The sequence below is a fragment of the Patiriisocius hiemis genome (assembly GCF_031846325.1).
GTDB lineage: Bacteria > Bacteroidota > Bacteroidia > Flavobacteriales > Flavobacteriaceae > Patiriisocius_A > Patiriisocius_A hiemis.
Genome location: NZ_JAVRHZ010000004.1, coordinates 64537 through 81741 on the forward strand (window position 1 = coordinate 64537; position 17205 = coordinate 81741).

21 protein-coding genes are annotated in these 17205 nt (G+C 32.9%); 4 read left to right on the forward strand and 17 right to left on the reverse strand.

What is annotated here, in order from left to right:
* Positions 1-5: 5 nt before the first annotated feature.
* Positions 6-377, reverse strand: a complete 372-nt coding sequence (gene rsfS / locus RM538_RS08145) for a ribosome silencing factor (RefSeq protein ID WP_311332925.1) — start codon at positions 375-377, stop codon at positions 6-8.
* Between the two features lie 127 nt (positions 378-504).
* Here rsfS and RM538_RS08150 point away from each other — a divergent pair, with 127 nt between their 5' ends.
* Entirely contained in the window at positions 505-1242 is a 738-nt protein-coding gene (locus RM538_RS08150) for a biotin--[acetyl-CoA-carboxylase] ligase (protein WP_311332926.1), read from the forward strand.
* On the opposite strand, the gene RM538_RS08155 is transcribed toward RM538_RS08150, so the two are convergent.
* Positions 1239-1631 carry an SRPBCC family protein gene (locus RM538_RS08155; protein ID WP_311332927.1) on the reverse strand — a complete coding sequence of 131 codons (393 nt, stop codon included), beginning with the start codon at positions 1629-1631 and terminating at the stop codon, positions 1239-1241. The genes RM538_RS08150 and RM538_RS08155 overlap by 4 nt on opposite strands.
* Before the next feature lie 17 nt (positions 1632-1648).
* On the reverse strand, positions 1649-2290 hold the full coding sequence (gene pyrE, locus RM538_RS08160; protein ID WP_311332928.1) for an orotate phosphoribosyltransferase: 642 nt from the start codon (positions 2288-2290) through the stop codon (positions 1649-1651).
* A 7-nt stretch (positions 2291-2297) separates the two neighbouring features.
* Here pyrE and RM538_RS08165 point away from each other — a divergent pair, with 7 nt between their 5' ends.
* Positions 2298-2921, forward strand: a complete 624-nt coding sequence (locus RM538_RS08165; RefSeq protein ID WP_311332929.1) for an NUDIX hydrolase — start codon at positions 2298-2300, stop codon at positions 2919-2921.
* Here the strand turns inward: RM538_RS08165 and RM538_RS08170 are convergent.
* Entirely contained in the window at positions 2889-4652 is a 1764-nt protein-coding gene (locus RM538_RS08170) for a M14 family metallopeptidase (protein ID WP_311332930.1), read from the reverse strand. The genes RM538_RS08165 and RM538_RS08170 overlap by 33 nt on opposite strands.
* A gap of 100 nt (positions 4653-4752) precedes the next feature.
* On the opposite strand from RM538_RS08170, the gene RM538_RS08175 reads away from it, so the two are divergent.
* Positions 4753-5625: a T9SS type A sorting domain-containing protein gene (locus RM538_RS08175; protein ID WP_311332931.1), complete on the forward strand. Its 873-nt coding sequence runs from the start codon at positions 4753-4755 to the stop codon at positions 5623-5625.
* A gap of 395 nt (positions 5626-6020) precedes the next feature.
* Here RM538_RS08175 and rho read toward each other — a convergent pair whose 3' ends face one another.
* Positions 6021-7664, reverse strand: a complete 1644-nt coding sequence (rho, locus tag RM538_RS08180; protein ID WP_311332932.1) for a transcription termination factor Rho — start codon at positions 7662-7664, stop codon at positions 6021-6023.
* Positions 7665-7862: 198 nt separating this feature from the next.
* On the opposite strand from rho, the gene RM538_RS08185 reads away from it, so the two are divergent.
* Complete coding sequence (locus RM538_RS08185) at positions 7863-8273, forward strand: DUF4293 family protein (RefSeq protein WP_311332933.1); 411 nt, start codon at positions 7863-7865, stop codon at positions 8271-8273.
* A 61-nt stretch (positions 8274-8334) separates the two neighbouring features.
* Here RM538_RS08185 and RM538_RS08190 read toward each other — a convergent pair whose 3' ends face one another.
* The 12 genes from RM538_RS08190 to RM538_RS08245 form a co-directional block, all read right to left on the reverse strand.
* Positions 8335-8463: a 30S ribosomal protein THX gene (locus tag RM538_RS08190; protein WP_311332934.1), complete on the reverse strand. Its 129-nt coding sequence runs from the start codon at positions 8461-8463 to the stop codon at positions 8335-8337.
* Positions 8463-8594, reverse strand: a complete 132-nt coding sequence (locus RM538_RS08195) for a hypothetical protein (RefSeq protein ID WP_311332935.1) — start codon at positions 8592-8594, stop codon at positions 8463-8465. Before RM538_RS08195 ends, RM538_RS08190 begins: the two co-directional genes overlap by 1 nt.
* Positions 8595-8672: 78 nt before the next feature.
* Positions 8673-9440: a tryptophan synthase subunit alpha gene (gene trpA, locus RM538_RS08200; protein ID WP_311332936.1), complete on the reverse strand. Its 768-nt coding sequence runs from the start codon at positions 9438-9440 to the stop codon at positions 8673-8675.
* A 131-nt stretch (positions 9441-9571) separates the two neighbouring features.
* Complete coding sequence (trpB, locus tag RM538_RS08205) at positions 9572-10750, reverse strand: tryptophan synthase subunit beta (protein WP_311332937.1); 1179 nt, start codon at positions 10748-10750, stop codon at positions 9572-9574.
* A 5-nt stretch (positions 10751-10755) separates the two neighbouring features.
* Complete coding sequence (locus tag RM538_RS08210) at positions 10756-11391, reverse strand: phosphoribosylanthranilate isomerase (protein WP_311332938.1); 636 nt, start codon at positions 11389-11391, stop codon at positions 10756-10758.
* 51 nt (positions 11392-11442) lie between these two features.
* On the reverse strand, positions 11443-12219 hold the full coding sequence (gene trpC / locus RM538_RS08215) for an indole-3-glycerol phosphate synthase TrpC (RefSeq protein WP_311332939.1): 777 nt from the start codon (positions 12217-12219) through the stop codon (positions 11443-11445).
* Positions 12220-12269: 50 nt separating this feature from the next.
* Positions 12270-13268, reverse strand: coding sequence for an anthranilate phosphoribosyltransferase (trpD, locus tag RM538_RS08220; RefSeq protein WP_311332940.1), 999 nt, complete (start codon positions 13266-13268; stop codon positions 12270-12272).
* Between the two features lie 46 nt (positions 13269-13314).
* Positions 13315-13881 carry an anthranilate synthase component II gene (locus RM538_RS08225; RefSeq protein ID WP_311332941.1) on the reverse strand — a complete coding sequence of 189 codons (567 nt, stop codon included), beginning with the start codon at positions 13879-13881 and terminating at the stop codon, positions 13315-13317.
* Between the two features lies 1 nt (position 13882).
* Positions 13883-15295, reverse strand: a complete 1413-nt coding sequence (locus RM538_RS08230; protein WP_311332942.1) for an anthranilate synthase component I family protein — start codon at positions 15293-15295, stop codon at positions 13883-13885.
* 221 nt (positions 15296-15516) lie between these two features.
* The gene (locus tag RM538_RS08235) at positions 15517-16086 is read right to left on the reverse strand and encodes a YceI family protein (RefSeq protein ID WP_311332943.1); all 570 of its coding nucleotides are present in this window, start codon (positions 16084-16086) and stop codon (positions 15517-15519) included.
* 19 nt (positions 16087-16105) lie between these two features.
* Positions 16106-16738 (reverse strand): NAD(P)H-dependent oxidoreductase, encoded by a 633-nt coding sequence (locus RM538_RS08240; RefSeq protein WP_311332944.1) that lies wholly within the window; start codon positions 16736-16738, stop codon positions 16106-16108.
* On the reverse strand, positions 16731-17189 hold the full coding sequence (locus RM538_RS08245; protein WP_311332945.1) for a MarR family winged helix-turn-helix transcriptional regulator: 459 nt from the start codon (positions 17187-17189) through the stop codon (positions 16731-16733). The genes RM538_RS08240 and RM538_RS08245 overlap by 8 nt, the downstream gene beginning before the upstream one ends.
* Positions 17190-17205: the final 16 nt, after the last annotated feature.

Sequence of the window (17205 nt, forward strand, 5' to 3'; positions counted from 1 at the left end):
TTTTTTTAATATGATGTTTCTATTCTTACTGTTTTTGCATCGCCCCACAACCCTTCTATGTCGTAATATTCTCTAATGTGTTTTTGAAAAACATGAACTACGACATTTACATAGTCAATTAAAACCCATTCAGAATTATCATTTCCTTCTACATGCCAGGGCTTTTCCTTAATGGCTTTACTTACTAATTTTTGTACAGAGTTAACAATTGCGTTTACTTGTGTGTTTGAAGTACCATCACAAATTACAAAGTAGTCGCATACGGTATTTTCAATATCTCTAAGGTCCAATATTTCAATATGTTGTCCTTTTACTTCTTCTATTCCTCTAATAATTTCTGTTACTAGTTGGTCTGCTGCTACTTTATCCTTAGTCATTAATTACTATTGTTTCTTACTAAACGCTTGATTGTATGTTTAAAAATAAGTTTGTTGTTAGTTTTACAAAGTTATTACTTTTTTGTTTCTTGAAACGTTTTAAATATGTAATACTATAAACCTTATTTTGTCTTTAAAATTAATCAAACTTGATGCCATTGACTCCACTAATAATTACCTTAAGGAGTTAGCTAGAAATACAACCATTGTTGATGAGACAGTTGTAGTTGCAAAAAGACAGCTTAAAGGGAGGGGGCAGATGGAAAACTCTTGGCAATCTCAAAACGGTAAAAGCCTAACATTTAGTGTTTTAAAGAAATTTACTGGTTTTAAAATTGATGATCAAGCTTACCTTAATTATGCAGTAAGTGTTGGGGTCTATAACGGTTTTAAAAAGTTAGAAATAAAAAATGTCACTATAAAATGGCCTAACGACATATTGTCATATGGTAAAAAAGTATGTGGAATATTAATTGAAACACAATTAGCTGGTAATGAAATTGTTTCTTCAATAATTGGTTTAGGGATTAATGTAAATGAAACATCATTTATCGAGCTGCCTAAGGCATCATCTCTAAGGCTAGTTTCAGGAAAAGACTTTATTTTATCTGAAGTGCTTGAAGTTGTTTGTACTTCAGTTTTAGATGCGCTTAACTTATTAAATGCAAATGCTTTTCAGAAAATTAAAACCAATTATGAAGAAAATCTTTTTAGAAAAGATCAAGTTTCATCATTTAAAGATATTAATGGGAACCTCTTTAATGGAATTATAAAAGGAGTTAACTCTGATGGGAAACTCCTAATTGAAACTGAAGATGAGAAAATAAAAGCTTTTGGCTTTAAGGAAGTTACTTTGCTTTATTAAAGTTGTTCCATGTTAGTAGCTAATGCATCTAGAAACTTTGTAATAGGGCCTTTAATCATCATTTTCATCATAGGATTAAAATCTCCTTCAAATAATAACTCTGCATTAGACGTAGTTTCATCTATCGCTTCAATATTTCCGGTAAGCGTAAATGGAAGCTTGTCACTCATAGCACCCAAAATCACTTGATTTGGAGCATTCACTTCTTTAACTTCTAAAGCAATTTCTGGCATTCCTTGTAATGCAAAAACAAAAGCATTTTCTTTAATTACTTCAAACTTACTTGTGTTTTCGGGCATTAATTTTTCAAAGTTTTTTACATCACTTAAAAATTCACATAATTCCGCATTCGATTTTTTTACGGTTACTTTTTTGCTTGTTATTTGCATTTTATAAATTTAAATTATTAAAGTGACCAGTTTGCAGGGTCTTGCCTCCAAGTAGACAATAATTGTGCCTCTTCCCTTGAAATGTAAGCCGAACTTTCTGCCTGTTCCAATAAATTATCGTAGTTACTTAAAGTGTAGAGGGTAACATTTGCTTTTTTGAAATTTTCTTCGGCTATATCAAATCCGTATGTAAATATAGCCGCCATCCCTTTAACGTTAACATTAAACTCTTTTAGAACTTCTACAGCAAGCAAACTACTTTTTCCGGTACTTATCAAATCTTCAATCACGACAACTGTTTGGTTAGCTTCTATGTGTCCTTCAATTTTATTCTGCCTACCATGCTTTTTTGCTTCTGGTCTTATATAGCAAAATGGCAGATTGAGATAATCTGCAACCAATGCTCCAATGCCAATAGCTCCAGTTGCAACACCTGCAATAACATCTGGTTTTCCGTACAATTCTTCAATTTGCTTTGCTAAATTCTCTCTTAAAAAATTTCTAATTATTGGATATGAGAGTGTTACACGGTTGTCACAGTAGATAGGAGATTTCCATCCAGAGGCCCAAGTAAAAGGTTTTTGTGGTTGCAATTTTATTGCATTAATTTGCAGCAGTAATTCGGCAGTTTTTTGAGCCGTCTCTTTGTTTAAAATCATTCTGCAAATGTATAAAGTTTTTGTAAAAGATATTCCTATAATTCTTTCTACTGAAAAATATATTGGAAAACAATACACAGCGATCCCGCTTAAATTTGTAAGATTTAAAAGGTTGATAAAAAAGATTAATAAAGGGAAACTTATTTACGTTAATTTATATCACAAAAATCCTGAAAAACTGGAAAAATTTCTTCGAAAAAAACTACCAGTAGTTGAAGCAGGAGGAGGGATGGTTATTAATTCGAAGAAGGAAATATTATTTATTTATAGAAATTCTAAATGGGACTTACCTAAAGGAAAGCTTGAGAAGAATGAAACCCATGAACAAGCTGCTGTGAGAGAAACTGAAGAAGAAACAGGAATTAAAGGATTAGAGGTTAAAAAATTTATTACTAAGACATATCATATTTTTAAACGAAACGGGAAGTTTAAATTAAAGATTACTTATTGGTACGAAATGTTTTCTGATTATGATGGAAAATTTAAACCTGAAAAAAGTGAAAATATTGAAAAAGTAAAATGGAAGAATTTTGAAAAAACGCAAAAAGCGCTTCAAGATTCTTACGAAAATATAAAGCTTTTGTTTCCTAAAGAGTATTTAACTACCCACCCTAATGATAGGGTATCTTAGATGTGCTTTTTCGTAATTTGGAGATTTCTTGTGTATCCAATCTAATTGAGCAAACCAATTTTTTGCAAAGTTTACGTCGTTTTGCTTTTTTTCTTCAAATTCTGCTTTTATAGCTGGGTTGTTGTTGAGAAACTCTTCGGCTTTGTCTTCCCAAACATACGGTGAAAACCCTTCTTTTTGTTGTAGTATAGTGTCAAAAAAATTCCAATTAAAAAAAGAGTCTGGAGCAGTTGGTTCTAGTGTTTCTAGTAAATAGCGAACTCCTCTTTGTTGTGTGTTTACGACGTAATCGTATTTTTTAACTGCTACTTCTTCTACTGTCTTTTCAATCCTTGTATTATAGTGCGGATAATGACCTTCATATGCATTAGAGAAGGTTTTATATTCTTTTATTCGATACACTTCAGCAGTAATTATGGTATCTTTTTGTACTCTGTCACAAGTAATTCCGTTAAGTTTTAATAAGTCTACGATATTCCAATAGCCCTCTGGTATAATGTATTGAGAAGGGATTTGTATGCTATCTGTTGGTTTAAAATAATTGTAGTAAGTAACATCTTTAGTGAAGGGCTTATCGCGATTGTACTTTAGCCTATCATTGTTAGTTACTTTGCTAGGGATCATTTCGGCTTCATAGCCTTTAAACTGTAGGGTAGTTGTTTGTGTTGAATCTATTCCCCATGAAATAGGGTAGTAGTTACCTACTTTATAATTGGTTTGAGCATTTTTACGTAGCTCTTTTATTACTTCAGCATCTTTATCTGCAATGTTTATAAAACTTTTCATGAGCTCATAAGTGCCTTCAACTCTATTTTTATAAGGTTTAAGCATATGAGTTTCTACCATCATTCCAAGTGTATTATACAATGTGGTATAACCAGTTGAGTATCTGGGTGAGTCCATAAATTGGCTAAACCCTTTTTCTGGTGTTCGATTAAACACATTAACATAGGGAGTAATATCCCAATTTTTTTGTTGTAAAGAATCTTCTAAGCTAGGCATCAGCGACGTATGAAGATAATTTCCCAAGGCACCATTTAATTTATTGTGCTGAGTAAATAAGTGTGTTAGCACATATTGATAGTCTGCTCCATTGCTTACATGATTGTCTATAAATAAATCTGGTTTAAGCCTATTAAAGATTTTAGCAAAGGCTCTTGCATTTTTAGTGTCAGCTTTTATAAAATCTCTGTTTAGGTCGTAATTTCTAGCATTACCTCTAAAACCATGCTCTTCTGGACCATTTTGATTAGTTCTTGTTGTGCTATTTCTATTCAATGCGCCTCCGATATTATAAACTGGTATGACTGCAACAATAGTATTTTCTGGAGCTTTTATTTGTCCGTTAGCTAAATCTCTAATTAACATCATTGATGCGTCAATGCCATCGCTTTCTCCTGGATGGATACCATTATTTATTAGTAAGATATTCTTATCTCTATCTCCAGAGAATTCAGATTCAAATGTTCTATTAGGGTTAAAAGTTATTAAGTGTAATGGTTCTCCACTATCTGTTTTGTCAAGTTCGTACATTTTAACTGAGTTATACGAGTCAGATAGTTTGCTGTAAAATGAAACTATTTCATGATATTTTGATGTTTGTAATCCTTTAGATTCTTCAAAAAGAGTAGTAAAATTGTGAGTTTTTTCTTCTTTTTTTGAATTACATGAAATCAATAAAATCGCAAATAAAGCATAAAATAAGTAAGAAATTTTGCTTAATCGTGTCATATACCTAATATTTTATTACAAAGTTTATCATTTTGAGTGGTAAGTTATAAATTCATTTTATATATTTGTTATTATATTAAACTTATAAACTTATTTAATTATGAAAAAAATTACTCTTTTGTTAGCATCATTTATGTTGACAGCGTTAACCACTAACGCACAAACAACATTATCTCAAAGTGTTGATCCAGCTACTATTGATACTGGCGGTGTTGCATGTTGGGCATCTGGAACTGGAGAATACAGAGATAATGCATTTGCAAGAACGTATGACCTATCTTCATTTGCAATCGCAGGAGATTTTGAAATTACTACTGTTGAGTTTGGACAAGGTAGTGCTGATGACGGTAAGACAGTAGATGTAAACATCTATACTGTTGATACAGAAGATTTATCTTCTGCAGTATTTACTTTACTTGAAACTACTAGTGTAACACTAGAAGCTGCAAACGATTTAACTCTAATTTCAGTTCCAATTTCTACTACAGCTCCTGCTGGAAGCATTATAGCTGTTGAGATTTTTGCTCCAGATGAAGGTGCAGTTACTTTTCAGAGATATTTCCCAGGATTTAATACATCAGGTCAAAACAACACAGCTTGGTTAAGATCTGACGGTACTGGTACTGGTGGTGCAAATACAGGATGTAGTATTCCTTACTCTGATTCAAACACAATCGTTGCAGACCCTCAAGAGTATGTAATTAACCTTGTTGGATCTGAGGTTTTAGGTGTTGATGAAAACGCTTTATCTCAAGTATCTTTTTACCCTAACCCATCTTCTGATGTTGTGAATGTAAAAGTTCCTTCTTCAGTAGAAATTACTTCTAGTGCATTATATGATGTATTAGGGAAAAGAACTGGTGTTCAAGTTTCTAATGGTACATTAGATATTTCTTCTCTTGCAAGAGGTGTATATCTTTTAAACGTTGAAACTACTGCTGGTACTTTAACTGAGAAGATTATCAAGAGATAATTACAGAAAATAAATTATTATATTAAAGTCTGCAGTTTAACTGCAGACTTTTTTTATTGAGTAAAATTAAAATATTAAGACCATAAAGAGTTTGAAACATGTTAACTTTAATCTCTTTTACTACATTTAAAAATAGTTGCTCTTATGTTTAATTCTGGAGTAGTTTGGCTTGAATGATATGATAGATTTACAAAAAGCTAAAATTAACAGCTTTTATAAGTATGTAACCGTTAAATGTCCTTTCTTTATTTGAAAGCCAAGTCATAGGTGCATTATTATTTATGGCAGCTAATAGTATGTAAAAGATTATTATGGTAATATTAGTATATAAAAAAAACTCCTATACAAATTGCATAGGAGCTTTATTATATTAGTAAGAGTTTTAGACTATATAATTACCCATTCATTGAAATTAAAAACTCTTCGTTATTTTTAGTTTGCTTAAAGCGGTCGTTAATAAATTCCATAGCTTCAACAGGGTTCATATCAGCAAGGTACTTGCGCATCACCCACATACGTTGTATGGTGTTTTCGTCTAATAATAAGTCATCTCTACGGGTACTAGAAGAAGTCAAATCAATCGCTGGGAATATTCTTCTATTAGATATCTTTCTATCTAATTGAAGCTCCATATTACCAGTACCTTTAAACTCCTCAAAGATAACTTCGTCCATTTTAGAACCTGTTTCTGTAAGTGCAGTTGCAATGATACTTAACGAACCTCCATTTTCAATATTACGAGCAGCACCAAAGAAACGCTTTGGTTTATGTAATGCATTTGCATCTACACCACCACTTAGTATTTTACCACTTGCCGGTTGTACTGTATTATATGCTCTAGCTAAACGTGTTATAGAATCTAAGAGAATTACCACATCATGACCACACTCCACTAATCGCTTTGCTTTTTCAATAACAATATTTGCTACACGAACGTGTTCTGTTGCTTCTTTATCAAATGTAGAAGCTACGACTTCACCACGTACATTGCGTTGCATGTCTGTTACTTCCTCAGGGCGTTCGTCTATTAATAGTATAATTTGGTATACCTCTGGATGATTAGCGGCAATCGCATTGGCAATGTCTTTTAATAACATTGTTTTACCTGTTTTAGGCTGCGATACTATCATACCACGTTGTCCTTTTCCAATAGGAGCGAAAAGATCAATAATTCTAGTAGATATAGTGCTTTGCTTTTCAGCAATATTAAATTTTTCTTTAGGAAATAGTGGTGTTAAGTGTTCAAAAGCAACACGGTCTCTTACCACATTTGGGTTTTGACCATTAATCTTACTTACTTTTATTAATGGAAAATATTTTTCTCCTTCTTTGGGGGGTCTTACCTCTCCAAGTACAGTATCCCCTGTTTTAAGTCCAAATAACCTAATTTGTGATTGAGATACATAAATATCATCTGGAGACGATAGGTAATTGTAGTCACTAGAACGTAAAAAACCATAGCCATCTTGCATGATGTCTAGAACCCCTTCACTTTCTATAATACCATCAAACTCAAAATCTGGTTCTTTATAGCGGTTTCTGTTGTCCTTGTTTCCGTTGTTTCTAGACTTGCTTTTATTATCTCTCCTAGAATCATTGTTGTTCCTAGAATCTTTAGATTGATTTTTTTGATGATTGTTTCTGCCTTGATGACTACTTTTCTCCTTAGGATTGTTGTCTTTAGAAGAAGGTTTGTCGTCTTTAGAAGAAGGTTTGTCGTCTTTAGAAGAGGATTTGTCATCTTTTTTAGTCGTTGCCTTTTGATCTCTATTGTCATTACGTTGTTGACGTTGACGTTGATTTTTTTGAGGCTGTTTTCTTTCTTGAGTTGTTGTTTTGCTTTCTTCTTTTTTTGGTTCTGAAGAAGGGCTGTCTGTTGTTACAGCTTTAACTGCTTTTGGATTTGCAGCTTGATAATCAAGTATTTGATATACTAGATCTAGTTTTTTTAAGCTTCTGTACTTAGGTACTTTTAAAGCTTTTGCAAGCTCCTGAAGTTCAGGAAGCTTCTTTGCTTTTAATTCTGAAATTTCTAACATAAAATAGGTATGCGTTTTTTTAAATAATTGTAATCTTTTTTGAGAAGATAATTTGATTGAAATTTAATCGAAGACTAAGTAACCGGATTTGAAGTGGTTACGAATAGATAGTGCAATTATACAACAATAATTTAAAAATGAACGTTAATTCTTTCAAAAAGAAGTATTATTTTTGCTTCCCATTCTAGGACAAAACGTATGTTACAAAGAATACAAACCATATATATGTTACTTGCAATACTAGCGCTTGTTGCACTTTATGTTTGGTTTCCTGTTGTAGCAGATGCCGCTGGACTACCAGTTATAGATAAGAATAATCCTTTAATGATTGGTTGTATTGTAGCTGGAGCTATAGTAATTGCTGCTGCTATTTTAAATTTTAAAAAAAGACAATTACAATTTGTTCTTAATAGAGTAGGGATACTCATAAATTTTGTATTACTGGGAGTTTTCGTGTACAAGTCACTAACGTTATCCGGAGAAACATTAGTTTCAGAGAAGGGTATTGGGGTGCTTTTACCCATCATTTCTATCGTTTTTTTAGTGTTGGCTAATAAAGCCATCAAAAGGGACGAGGACCTTGTAAAATCTGTTGACAGGTTACGATAAACGACACTTAGTATATTTTAGTGCAAAACCCTTAAAGAATGCCATCTTTAAGGGTTTTTTGTTATTGTTTTTTTGGAGCACCTTTGGTAGGTTTATTTCTTATTTTAAACTTACCTCGCTTAGGTCTAAGTTTACCAAAAGTTCCAATTGTTATTTTTCCTCTTTTTGTTTTTTTGTCACCTTTTCCCATTAACTTTTATTTTGTTGATCTTTGATGGTTTTCTCATCTATATCAAAGTCGTTTGTTTTTTGGTTTAAATCCCCAGTAGGGTTCGTAGGGTTATTTTGCTTTTCTTTTCTTTTAAATTTTCTATCTATCATAATCATTCTATTTTATATTCATTATTTAATATACAATTAATTAACTCTAAAAGCTCTTAAAAGGCTATTAAACTCTTGTTAAGGCATCTTAATATCACTAATAAAGCTACTAATATTTTTTATTCCTTTTGTAGTAAGCATTTTAATAAAAGCACTCCCAATGATGGCTCCTTTGCTATATTGAATAGCTGTTTTGTAGGTTTCATGATTACTAATTCCAAAACCGACTATTTGTGGATTATTAAGATCCATAGCTTCAACTCTTTTAAAATAATCTGTTTGTGAATCTATAACGGCAGTTTTTGCTCCCGTAGTGCTTGCACTACTTACCATATAGATAAAGCTATTGCTTGAAGCATCAATTTCTCTTATTCGTTTTTCTGAAGTTTGGGGTGTAATAAGAAAAATATTCTTGAGTCCATACATTTTAAAAATTGATTCGTAGCGCTCTTTATATTCTGCAAGGGGTAAATCTGGTAGGATTAGACCATCTATACCTATCTCTTTACATTTAGCACAAAATGCTTCAACTCCGTATTGTAGAATAGGGTTAAAATAGCCCATTATTAGTAGCGGAATAGAGACTTCTTTTCTAATATCTTTAAGTTGTTTAAAAAGTAATTGGGTAGTCATTCCATTTTGTAATGCCTTAGTTGAACTCTTCTGTATTGTTGGGCCATCTGCTAGTGGGTCACTAAAGGGTAATCCTATTTCTACCATATCCACACCACTTTTTTTTAATTCTTTTAAAATAGGAACGGTATCTTCTAGAGATGGGTACCCTGCTGTAAAGTAGATAGAGAGCAATTTTTTATCTTCTTGTAATTTTTGGTTTATTCTATTCATGTCTATTTTCTACGGAAGTGAAAACTTTTTTTATAATTTATTTGCTTTAAAAGCAAGTTTTTGCGTTAAGGATTGAGCTAAGTTATCGCGTAACGGCGAAAGCCTGACCACGCCTTTGGCGTGGGAACGCCCTACAAGCTAAAATAATCTATATAGGTATTTAAATCTTTGTCACCTCTACCACTTAAATTAATTACGATTATATCTTCTTTTTTAAATTTTCGGTTATTAAAAATAGCTAATGCATGACTTGTCTCTATGGCAGGTATTATGCCTTCTAGTTTACTTAATTCCAGGCCAGCTTGCATTGCTTCATCGTCTGTAATAGAAATAAACTCGCCACGTCCACTAGCGTATAAATGTGCGTGCATTGGGCCTACACCAGGGTAATCTAAGCCAGCCGAAATAGAATAAGGTTCTGTAATTTGACCATCGTTGGTTTGCATTAATAACGTTTTGCTACCGTGAATAATCCCTGCTTTTCCTAATACCGAAGTTGCTGCGCTTTCACCTGTATTAATTCCTTTGCCGGCTGCCTCTACTGCAATAATACCAACGTCTGGTTCATCTAAATAATGATAATAGGCACCTGCTGCATTACTCCCCCCACCTACACAAGCGACCACATAGTCTGGGTTTTCTTTGCCTTCTACTTCTTTTAATTGCTGTTTTATTTCTTTAGAAATCACACTTTGAAATCGTGCTACCATATCTGGATAGGGGTGTGGTCCTACTACACTACCTATAATATAATGTGTATCTGTAGGGTTATTAATCCAATCACGTATTGCCTCGTTAGTGGCATCTTTAAGTGTTTTACTTCCGCTGGTTGCTGGGACTACAGTAGCACCAAGCATTTTCATTCTAGCAACATTAGGAGCTTGTCTTTTAATGTCAATTTCTCCCATGTACACAATACACTCTAGGCCCATAAGTGCACATACGGTTGCTGTGGCAACTCCATGTTGCCCAGCTCCAGTTTCGGCAATAATTCTGGTTTTATTAAGGTGTTTTGCTACTAAAATTTGCCCAATAGTATTATTTACTTTGTGCGCTCCTGTATGGCACAAATCTTCTCTTTTAAGATAAATGTTAGTATTGTGCTTTTCTGAAAATCGTTTAGCGTAGTACAAGGGTGTAGGTCTCCCAACGTATTTTGCTAGCAATTCATTAAACTCTTTTTTAAAACTCTCTTGCTGAATTATGGAGATGTAGTTTTGCCGTAATTCTTCAACATTAGGGTAGAGCATCTCTGGAATATATGCTCCTCCAAATTCTCCATAATATCCTTTTTCGTTAACGTGATACATGTATTTTATTCTTGTAACGCTTTTTGAAGCGTTGTTAGTTCTTTTATCTTTTTAAATCCAGGACGTTCTTCAAACTTGCTATTTACATCAATCGCTTTAATGGGAAGCCCTGTAGTTTTTATTTTTTTTATTTCTGAAATATGTTCTAAACCAATTCCACCACTAAGTATAATAGGTTTATTACTAGGGTACTCTTTAAGTATAGACCAATCAAACCGATAGCCATTTCCTCCTTTTTCCTTGCCTTTAGTATCAAATAGAAAAGCACTAATACTAGTTTCATAGGGTTTGAGAACTGAAAAATCAAAAGAGTCTTTAATGCTAAAGACTTTCCAAAGTGCAACTTTGTTTGAGTTAAATATATCTTGTAGACCTGAAAATAAATCATTACAATATGCAGGAGATTCCTCTCCGTGTAATTGAATGACATCAAGGTCATATTTTTTAATATTACTTATTATATTTTTTATCGTTTCATTTACAAAAACACCCACTTTTTTTGTTTTTTCTGAAACCTTGGGTATTGCCTCTAACTCATAATTTCTGGGAGACTTTTCATAAAAAATAAAGCCCAGATAGTCTGGCTGCAAGGCAGCGACTTCTTGAGTGTTATATTTCATTCCGCAGATTTTAAGTTTCATACTTCTCAATACTATTTTTATTTTATAAATATCACTTGAAGTGAAGCTGCATTATAATTGATTAATAAATTTACTTGCAGCTTCACCTGGATTATCTGTCTTCATAAAGTTCTCTCCAATTAAAAACCCTTTGTAACCATATTTTTTTAATTCTTGTATAGCGGCAATACTGCTAATTCCACTTTCTGAAACTTTTACATAATCATCAGGGATTTTTAAAGCCAATTGTTTGCTAATTTCTATAGAAACTTCAAACGTTTTTAAGTTTCTGTTATTTACACCAATCATAGACACATTAGGTATAATAGATTTGTTAAGTTCTTCTTCATTATGAACTTCTAGTAATACCTCTAAACCAAGCTTAGCAGCAGTTTCTGAATATTCGATAAGTTGCTTTTGAGATAAATAAGCAGCAATTAATAAAATAGCATCTGCTCCGTATGATTTTGCTTCAAAAATTTGGTAGGGGTCTACTATAAACTCTTTTCTAAGTAAAGGAGTTGAAACGGTTTTTCTCGCTACTAATAAATCATCTAATGAACCGCCAAAAAAAACTGTGTCTGTGAGTATAGACATGCCACTTACTGCTGCATTTTCATAGCCCGTGACTACTTCATGTACCTTATTTGTGTCGTTGATAACCGACTTGCTTGGAGATTTTCTTTTATGTTCTGCTATAATGCCAGAACCATTTTTTAGTGCTTTTGAAAGTGAATTTGTTTCTCTCTTAAAATAGCTGGATTGCTCTAATAGTGAAACTGGAAAGGCTTCTTTTTTTGCTGAAACTTCCTTGTGTTTATAAGCTATTATTTTATCTAGTATTGTCATATATTTCACTCAAAAGCGGGAATCTCATCCCACTCAATTTTAGTTCTGTTTTATTTATTACTACTTAACTTTTGAAGTTTTTCTAATGCTTGCAATCCGTTCCCAGAGAGTAGCGATTCTTTAGCCTTTTCAAATCCTTCTATAGGTGTACATCCTTCAACTACCGAAATTGCCATACCAGCATTAGCACAAACAACATTGTTCTGGGCATTTGTGCCATTACCTTTTAGGATATTTAAGAAAATAGTAGCAGCTTCAGGGACAGAGTTGCCTCCATAAATTTGCTCTTGGTTTATGGTAGAAACTTTAAAATCTTTGGGGTGTAGTACTTCTTCAGAAGCCTTTGTAATTACTTTTGTTTTTCCAGTTAATGAAATTTCATCATAGCCATCCATCGCATGTAAAATAGCATAGTTTTTCTCGCTTTTTTGATATAAATACCCATATAACCTAGCAAGTTCTAAGTTAAACACACCAACCAACTGGTTTTTAGGGAAGGCAGGATTTACCATAGGGCCAAGCATATTAAAGAATGTTTTAATACCTAGTTCTCGTCGTATAGGAGCTACATTTTTCATGGCAGGGTGGAAGAGGGGGGCGTGTAAAACACAAATTCCAGCTTTGTCTAAACATTTTTTTAAAAAGTCTGAGTCGTTACTAAAGTGAATTCCCAGATGTTCCATCACGTTACTACTTCCACTTACCGAAGATACCCCGTAGTTACCATGCTTTGTTACTTTAACACCTGCTCCAGCTGCTACAAATGATGAAAGCGTAGAAATATTAAATGTATTTTTTCCATCACCGCCAGTTCCACATAAATCTATGGTATTAAATTCACTCACATCTACTGCAAGGCATAAATCTAAAAGTGCATCTCTAAAACCTTCTAATTCTTCAACTGTTACACTACGCATCATGTAAACAGTTAGGAAAGCTGCTATCTGACTTTGGTTATATTTTCCTTCGGAAATAGCCACCAAAATATCTCTTGCTTCCTGAGAGCTAAGTTGTTCGTGGTTTATTAATCTGTTTAATATTTGTTTCAAAACTGTTTTTATTTTCTTTGGTGTAGTAACTAAAAGCTAAATCCTGTTAACTAGTCACCCAATTTTTAATTATCTCTTTACCTTTTGGAGTAAGCACACTTTCTGGATGAAACTGCACACCTCTAACATTAAACTCTTTATGACGTAAAGCCATAATTTGTCCATTTTCATCAACAGCAGTTATCTCTAATGTGTCAGGAAAATTTTCAGTACTAACCACCCAAGAATGATATCTTCCAACTTCAATTTCTGTGCTTAAACCCCTAAATAAAACTTCGTCTTCAACTAGAATACTGGTCTTAGTTGCAACTCCATGATATACTTCTTTTAGGTTTATTAAAGTGCCTCCAAAAACTTCTCCAATTGCTTGCTGCCCTAAACACACTCCTAAAATGGGTTTTTTGTGAGCATACTTTTTTATTACCTCTTTAAGTAAGCCTGCTTCATCAGGAATACCTGGTCCTGGCGATAATAATATCTTATCAAACTCTTCAATTTCGTCAAGATGAAATGTGTTATTTCTTTTTACAGTTACATCACAATCAAATTCCTCTAGGTAGTGAACCAGATTATATACAAAACTGTCGTAATTATCAATAACTAGTACCTTCATATTATATAGTTTCAGCTAATTCTAGAGCCTTGGTTAATGCTCCTAATTTATTATACACTTCTTGTAATTCTTTTTCTGGTACACTATCACTTACTACACCAGCACCTGCTTGGTAATTTAATGTGTGGTTTTTGCTTAAAAATGAACGAATGATAATGGCATGGTTAAAATTGCCATTAAAGTCCATAAAGCCTATAGCTCCTCCGTAAAACTCTCTAGATATATTTTCATATTTATCCAAAAGTTCAATTGCTTTGTGTTTTGGAGCACCACTTAAAGTGCCAGCTGGAAAAGTGTCTGCTACAATTTGCATTGTTGCTGTATCTTTATTTTTTTTTGCAGTTACTTTACTAACTAAATGAATCACATGTGAAAAAAACTGTACCTCTCGATAGGTCTCTACTGTAACATTAGTACCATGTCTACTTAAATCATTTCTTGCAAGATCTACCAACATTACATGCTCACTATTTTCTTTTTCATCTGCTGAAAGTTGTTTTGCTAGCGCTGCATCCTGTTCATCGTTACCAGAACGTTTGAATGTTCCTGCTATAGGGTGAATTTCGGCTTGGTCTCCTTTTACTACCAATTGTGCTTCTGGAGAACTTCCAAATATTTTAAAGTTCCCGTAATCAAAGTAAAATAAATAAGGTGAAGGGTTTACACTTCGTAAAGCGCGATATACATTAAACTCATCTCCTTTAAATTGTTGCGAAAAACGTTTGCTTGGAACAATCTGGAAGACATCTCCTCTGTGGCAATGCTCTTTGCACTTTATAACTAGTTTTTTAAATGCTTCGTCATTAAGGTTGGTTTGCAAAGCGCCTTCTAAAGAGAAAGGGTACTCAGCAAAAGATTTAGATTTTAATAGCTGCTCGATACTTTCAATATTACTTTCTTTATTGTAACAGTTTGCAAAAATGTAAGCTTCGTTATTGAAGTGATTAATTGCAATTATATTTTGATATACTGCGTAATAAATATCTGGAATTTCAAGATTCCCTTCTTTTTTGTTTACAGCAATGTCATCAAAATACCTAACTGCATCGTAGCCTATGTAACCAAATAAACCATTTGTAATAAATTTACTGTTGTTCTCTTCAGAAGAAAATGAAGCCGCAAATTTTTCAATTTCTTCAGATACATTGCAATTTGAATCTATTGTTATTTCATTGTTCTCTCCATCTGGAAAAACTGTAATTATGGTTTCGTTTTTAACCTCGATTGAGGCAATTGGATTTGAGCAGATGTAACTAAAAGTATTATCGTTTGCTCTATAATCACTACTCTCTAATAATAAACTATTAGGAAATTTATCTCGTAATCGTAAATAAACAGAAACAGGAGTTAGCGTATCTGCTAGCAACTTTTTTGAGTGGGCTTTAAGTGTATATGTTTTCCTATTATTTGGCATCTATTTTTTATTTCTAAGTGTTTTACTGTGCTTAACCTGATAATGCTTTCATAAAAAAAGGCTTGTCGTGATGACAAGCCTTTGTATGTTTTATACTACTATAGGGGTTGCTCTCACGAGTTGTTACGTAAGTTTATCCACCACCAAGTATGTACTATTATTGTTTTCATTAATTTGATGTCAAATATAGAAATCATATTTTAATTATCAAGTAATACTTATTAAAACTTTAACGTAACATCTAGCTCAAAGTTATCTGAAATAGTGTTGTCGCCAAGGTTGTCAAAAAAGCTTCCGCTACCATAACGAACTCCAAACTTTGTTCTATCTATTTTTAAGCTAGTTGTTGCTGTGTTGTCTTTCATTTTTAAAATAAAAGTAATTTCTTCAGTAGTATCCTTAATGGTAATATCTGCTGTTACCTCAAAGCCAGATTTTGTTTTTGTCGCTTTTTTAATTAGCAAAGTAGCTGTAGGGTGAGAAGCAGTTCCAAAGAAATCGTCACTTTTTAAATGACCTTCTAATTTTCCTTTACTGTCACCTTCTAAATCGGTTACGTTTATAGATGTCATATCTACAACAAACATACCTCCAGTTAGCTTGTTGCCATCCATTTCTAAGTAGCCTTCTTTGAGTTGAATAGTCCCTGTGTGTGAGCCTAAGACTTTTTTTCCTTTCCACTCAATGGAACTTTCTTTAATATTAATTTTCTTTTTAATGGGTGTTGTAGTAGCAAATACTGTTGTAGTAGTTACTGCTAATACTAAGAGTGTTTTTACAATTGATTTCATCTTTTTTTGTTTTGAGTGATTATATGTTTTTAAATAATTTTGTTTTTGGTTTACGCACTTTTGCATAATGCTGTGTAGCATCATCGTCGTGCCTATACCCTATAGTTGCTATAACTGAAGCATTAAGATTTTTACTTGATAAATCTAAAATCTCATTAAACTTTTCTGCTTCAAAACCTTCCATAGGGCACGCATCTATTTTGTTTATCGCAGCAGCAGAAAGTAAATTACCTAATACAATGTAGGTTTGGTTTGCTGTCCAAGCTGCCTTTTGTTCTTTTGTAAAACCAGCTAGTGTAGTTTTCATAAAATCTGCATACTGTTTTAGGTCTTCTTCTTTAAGTCCACGTGTTTCCATCACGTTTGTTATATACTCATCTACTAAACTATCGTCAAAGTCTGTTTTGTTGGCAATGACAATTACATAGGCAGCATCTGTAATTTGTGTTTGATTCCAAGCAGCAGGTTTTAATTTTTCTCGTATTTCAGCATCTTCAATAATTAAGATTTCATATGGCTGTAATCCATAAGAAGAGGCAGATAGTTGCATAGCATCTTTTAAAAAGTCTAAATCTTTATCATCAATTTTTTTTGTTGGGTCAAACTTTTTTGTGGCATAACGCCATTGTAGGTCTTGGATGTAGTTACTCATTTGTTCTTAATTTATCTAATAAGTTATTTAAAGTTTCTAATTCTTCTTCGGTTAGGTTTTCTAGTATTTTTTTATTGTTGTGCTCAGTAATTGGATCTAGAGTTTTTAATAATTCTAATCCCTTTTTTGTAATAGTTATTTCTACTTTTCTTCTGTTTGAGGGACAAACACATCGCTCTGCCCATTCTTTCTTTATTAGCTTATCTACTAATCGTGTTGCATTACTATTTCTATCTACCATACGTTCTTGTATGGTGGAGAGGTTAGCAGGGTTCCCCTTTTGTCCACGTAAAATTCGAAGCACATTGTATTGCTGCATTGTTAAGTCAAATTTCTTTAGTTCTGCCGAAACTTTTTCTTCAACAATACGTGATGTGTACATTAAGTTAATTACACTTTTTGTAGTAATTCCTAATTTGTGAATTGATTTTATGGCTTCTTCAATCTTCATAATTGTAAATACAATA